This window comes from Bacillota bacterium (genome assembly GCA_013314855.1).
Lineage (GTDB): Bacteria > Bacillota > Clostridia > Acetivibrionales > DUMC01 > Ch48.
Genome location: JABUEW010000207.1, coordinates 1 through 4,284, shown reverse-complemented (window position 1 = coordinate 4,284; position 4,284 = coordinate 1). Strand labels below are relative to the sequence as shown.

Genomic DNA, 4,284 nt, shown 5'->3' with positions numbered 1-4,284 from the left:
GAAGATGGGAGCCCATGATTTTTCAAGCTTTTCAAGGATTTTTGGGTTCATCCACTGGGTACTGTCAAAAAGTGTTTGCTGGTTATGATTATGGTTCGCTCTGAACATTCTACCCTCTCCTTTGTATACCAAATATGTTTATATTTACTAGGTTAAGTATACCATAAAAGCGCCTTGAAGTCCAGTATTATCAATGGTTTTGTGAAGTTTTCAATGTGCAAGCTTACCAGTTTTATACAGGAGTTATTGCAGTGGAATCAATATTGGGTATATAAATTAATTGATAAACGTTCTCTTTACACGTTTAGATTTTATGAAATATGGAATCCAAATTGCACAAGCTAAACTTTGTCCAATAATAGCTGATATATATTCTTGAATGTTTCCGTTTGCTATATATGGAATTTGGACGGCAATAAGACTAATAGTAATAACTATCACTAAATTCAGAACTCTATAAATAATCATTAAACTTGGGAAATAGACTTTTTTCTTTAAAAAAGCAATAAGTAAAACTACACTAACCACTAAAAGTATAATGGATGTAATTGTCTCAAAACTTATTAGAATAGACCACAATGGATGATTATTGATTAATTTGTTCCACTTATCTGGAGAATATAATTTTAAATTTTCATTTATTACATTAAAATGAAAGAATGGGCTTATAACCATAGTAATACCGACTAATACTAACCAACCACCAATCTTATTATACTCTCCAATCAAACTATAATCTGTTTCTGGATTTTTCATATCATTCCCCCCATTTTTAAGATTAAATTCAAGATTTATATAAAAACAAAATTCAAATAAATACTACATACTTAATATGTCATAATGTTACACGACTGAAAAAATATTTAAGATAAATATTCGTTCTCCACAGAAACGTCATGGATACATAAAATAACACATGTGGTTTCACATAACGGTTATGTGTTCCCGACGCCTGCGAGCTTACAGGTCTTCGCTCATGCCCGGGTACCCTTTGGGTGGGTTAATGCGAAGACCGACTTGGTTAGCGAGCAGGTGTGGTGCTGCTCCTACCCGAAAGCCTTGCTTCCTGCATCCAAGGGGCGAAAGCCCCGCAGTGGGAACACAGTGTTGTACTAAACCGCTGCGCGGTAGCGCGTGGTACCCCGTTTTGTGGTATCATCTTTCCAGTAAATTTATTATAGGAAGGATGATTTATCATATGTCAAGCCTTTATGACAAAATGAAGTTTGAGATGGAACTACGTGGGTATTCACCCCACACTCAAAAACACTACCTCAGTCATGTACGGCTGCTTGAAAAGTATTCAGGCAAGCCTCCTGACCAGATCTCACCAGATGAGATTAAGCAGTATCTTCATTACCGGATTAATAAAGGTATCAGCTACAGTAATATTAATATTTCCTGTAATGCTTTCAAGGTTATGTTTAACTCTGTTTTAAGCCGCGGCTGGTCTGATGATGTCATTGTTCGTCCCAGGAAGCAGAAGAAGCTTCCCTATGTTCTATCCCGGGATGAGATTATGTCTATCATTAAGCATGTACATAATTTTAAACATAAGACCATTCTTCTTACTATCTATTCTTCCGGCCTGCGGATTAGCGAAGCCCTCAGGCTGACTGTTTCAGACATTGACTCTTCTAATATGCTGTTAAGGGTCCGCTGCGGCAAAGGAGGCAAGGACAGGTTTACTGTGCTGGGGGAGGAAAACCTTAAGCTGCTCAGGGAGTACTGGAAACTGTACAAGCCTGATGACCTTCTCTTCCCAGGCATGATTAAGGGTAAACCTGTTGCTGCAAGAAATATTCAGCAGGTGTTTAAAACTGCCAAGGAGAAGGCGGGTATTTCCAAACCCGTTTCGGTGCATTCCCTTCGTCACAGCTTTGCCACACACCTTCTTGAGAATGATACGGACCTTAGAACTATCCAGGTTCTTATGGGCCATGCCAATATTAATACTACTTGTATTTACCTTCATCTTTCAGCTAAACGCCTTTCGTCGGTGAAAAGTCCACTGGATGGAGGTATGGACAATGCCTGAGATACAGGATGTCTTCAATGCTGTTAAGCCTTATGGTCTATCCCCTGACCAAAGGAAAGCCTTCTATGCCATAAGAAGCTGCAGAACGGATACTTTAGGCTCGCACACCGACCGTTGCAGCAGCTGTGGGCATATACATATTTCATATAATTCATGTAGAAACAGGCACTGTCCTAAATGCCAGGGCTCCAAACAGGAGGAATGGGCCCGGGCACAATTATCAAAGGTCTTACCCACTCAATATTTCCATGTGGTATTTACTCTGCCCAAGGAGCTTAATACGATAATTTATCAAAACCAAAGGCTCCTTTATTCTATCCTTTTGAAATCTGCTGGTGATACTATTACTGAGCTTTCTAAGGACCCCAAGTTCCTCGGTGCTCAGGTGGGAGCTACGGCAGTGCTACATACATGGGGCCAGAATCTTTGTTTCCATCCCCATGTACACTGTATAGTGCCGGGCGGCGGCCTCTCTAATGACGGCCTTAGATTCGTACACTCAAGCAAGAAATTCTTTATCCCGGTTAAGGTGATGTCACGCAAGTTCAGGGGCAAGGTCCTTTATTATCTCAAGGAAGCCTTTAAAAACGGCAATATTCAGTTCTTCAAAGATGCTGCTATGCTGGACTGCTATCCGAACTTCCTGAACTTCATTAACAGTTTATACCAGACTGATTGGGTTGTCTACTGTAAGAAACCTTTTAAGTCACCCTTGCATGTTGTAAACTACCTGGGCCGGTATACCCACAGGGTAGCCATATCTAATTCCAGAATTGTGGATTTTGACGAAGCTAATGTTACTTTCAGATGGAAGGATTACAGGGATAAGAACAAGGTTAAGCTCATGACCCTTAAAACCGATGAGTTTGTACGCAGGTTCCTGCTTCATGTGCTTCCATCTGGGTTTACCAAGATCAGGCATTATGGTATTCTGTCAAGCCGGAATATCTCTACAAAGCTAACCCTTTGTATCAGGCTTGCCGGTGTCAGGCCTGTTGTACCCAAGGTTGTCAAGCATGTTTATGCCTGCCCTGTATGTGGCGGTGCTATGATATTTGCCGGTATTATCAGTGATGCGTATGCTGTACCGTAACATGTGATAAAACAAAATATCTATTCTGCCAAGCCTATATTGGGGGAGGGGGGAACTATGCTTAATTTTACACTTTTTGTTGTGTTATCAGCCTGATATTAGGCATTTCGACTATTCTATATACTGCCATTCAGCCGTTTCTATGGTTATGGTAAAAATTGATTTCCCATAACAGTTTCTTGGCGGCAGACGGTTCAGTACAACCAGAGATTCATGATGTTTAAGATAATCTTATGCAATTTCAATGGCCTTGCTGGTATATATAGCGGGGCCATTTCTGTTTTGCGGACTATGAACATCATAAATCTCTATTGTGTTATGCGATCGGGTCATATTAAAAATTAAACTTTAAACTCCCATATGATAGGTTCTGGAGTAAAATCTTTTCCTTCTTCAACAATTTCAAATACATCAACTTTACAACCTAATAATGCTGATAAAAGTACAAGTCCCCTCACTTGACTTTCACGCAATTTATCACGAGTATCCAATCTTTTTGACTCAGCAAAACGAATTTCTGAATAATCAGGTCTATATATCAACAAATCTGGTTCCTCTATGTTCTTGAAAGCTCTATATAAAGTCCTTACACTTTTATACCTTTCTTCACCAAAACACGCTACTATAATCTCCTCTGCTTTTGGATATTTTCCAGGTCTATTCCCACCAAAGACATTAAAATCATGATGAATCCACTTATAGCCAAGCGAAGTAAAATATTGTCCTACCAAGAATTCTCCAAATCCATAAGAATTAGGTAACTTAAGACAATATGGATCATCACATTGCTTTCTTTCACCTTTTATCCAATTATCAAGTTCTATTTTAGTATAAGTTAGGACGTGTAATGGTAATGAAACCTGTATACTCATCTAAACCCTCCTCAGAATCTTTATTTTACTCACGATCCTCTTTAACTCTATGTTTTTCTAGCTCTCCGAAACATTCACTTGGTACCTAATAAAACTTCCTTTATCACAACACATAAGCTGCCTGTCGCATAACTTCTATAACCCCGAAGTAAGCAGTTCGGGAATACCGGAAATGTTCCGGTGTTTGCGAATCTATTGTTCGGGAATACCGGTCTATAGATGAAGCTTTTCATAACTGTAAATACATTCGCTTTGTTCTTATGGGCCGTTAAAATTCTCTA

4 protein-coding genes are annotated in these 4,284 nt (G+C 39.2%); 2 read left to right on the top strand and 2 right to left on the bottom strand.

Annotated elements, in window-relative coordinates:
* Positions 1-276 precede the first annotated feature (276 nt).
* Entirely contained in the window at positions 277-756 is a 480-nt protein-coding gene (locus HPY74_20090; GenBank protein NSW92909.1) for a DUF2569 domain-containing protein, read from the bottom strand.
* Between the two features lie 442 nt (positions 757-1,198).
* Here HPY74_20090 and HPY74_20085 point away from each other — a divergent pair, with 442 nt between their 5' ends.
* A complete protein-coding gene (locus HPY74_20085) occupies positions 1,199-2,038 on the top strand; it encodes a site-specific integrase (protein NSW92908.1) in 840 nt (279 codons plus the stop codon).
* Positions 2,031-3,131 carry an IS91 family transposase gene (locus tag HPY74_20080; GenBank protein NSW92907.1) on the top strand — a complete coding sequence of 367 codons (1,101 nt, stop codon included), beginning with the start codon at positions 2,031-2,033 and terminating at the stop codon, positions 3,129-3,131. The genes HPY74_20085 and HPY74_20080 overlap by 8 nt, the downstream gene beginning before the upstream one ends.
* A 341-nt stretch (positions 3,132-3,472) precedes the next feature.
* Here the strand turns inward: HPY74_20080 and HPY74_20075 are convergent, their stop codons facing one another.
* The gene (locus HPY74_20075) at positions 3,473-4,003 is read right to left on the bottom strand and encodes a hypothetical protein (GenBank protein ID NSW92906.1); all 531 of its coding nucleotides are present in this window, start codon (positions 4,001-4,003) and stop codon (positions 3,473-3,475) included.
* Positions 4,004-4,284 lie beyond the last annotated feature (281 nt).